1 protein-coding gene is annotated in these 940 nt (G+C 68.0%); it reads left to right on the forward strand.

The window, feature by feature from the left end:
- Positions 1 to 940 (forward strand): tyrosine-type recombinase/integrase (locus tag IVA82_RS31850; RefSeq protein ID WP_247493687.1); only part of this gene is annotated, 940 nt, incomplete at both ends.

Here is a 940-nt window from a genome sequence, read left to right on the forward strand (position 1 = left end):
TTGATCTCGCCGCGTTCGGCGAGCACCTGCGCACTTGCCGGTGTCCACGCGCCAAAGGCGGCCGGCGCAACCACCACACCATCTACGGTGCCAGGCTCTTTCGTCGGCACCTCGTCGAGCTCGGCCTTTGCCGGTCCGCGGCCGTGGGGGCAGCACCCGCCGAGCCGCAGCTGCTGGTCGCCGACTTCAAGACGTGGCTGCGCAAGCATCGCGGCGCATCCGATCCCACCGTCAGGCTCTACGCCCGCGACGCCGCGGGCCTGATGATGGAGCTTCGATCTGACCCGGCCGGCTGGAGGCCGAACGATGTCCGCAGCTACTTCCTGGAGCGCGCGAGCAATAGCGGGAGTGACACGATCGAGAAGATGACGACGAGCCTGCGGGCTTTCCTGCGGTATCTCGCAGTCGCAGGCCGTTGTCAGGCAGGTCTCGACGGCGCCGTTCCGGCCTACGCTCATTGGCAGCTTGCCGACATGCCCCGGTATCTGTCGACCGAGCAGGTCGACCGGCTGATCGCTGCCTGTGACGGCGACGCCGGCGCGCGCCGGCGTGATCGTGCGATCGTTCTTTTGTTGGTGCGCCTCGGCCTGCGGGCCGGTGACGTGGCGCAACTGCGTCTCACCGATATCGAGTGGCAAACGGGATCGCTGCGGGTCTGCGGCAAGTCGCGCTACGAGGTCCGGCTGCCGCTACCACAAGACGTCGGGGATGCGATCGCCGCCTACCTCGAATGCCGGCCGTCTACCCGCCGGAACGATGTCTTGTTCCTGCGCACGATCGCGCCGTGCCGGCCATTCCGACGAGGCGACGGCATCTCGTCGGTGGTGAAGCGTATCATGAAGCGGGCCGACATCGTGCCGCCGGTCAAAGGGGCCCACGCTCTGCGGCACACCGCGGCGACCGAGATGCTGCGCCACGGCGTGCCGCTCGACAAGATCGG

The sequence above is a fragment of the Bradyrhizobium sp. 142 genome (assembly GCF_023074015.1).
In the GTDB taxonomy this organism is placed as follows: Bacteria; Pseudomonadota; Alphaproteobacteria; order Rhizobiales; family Xanthobacteraceae; genus Bradyrhizobium.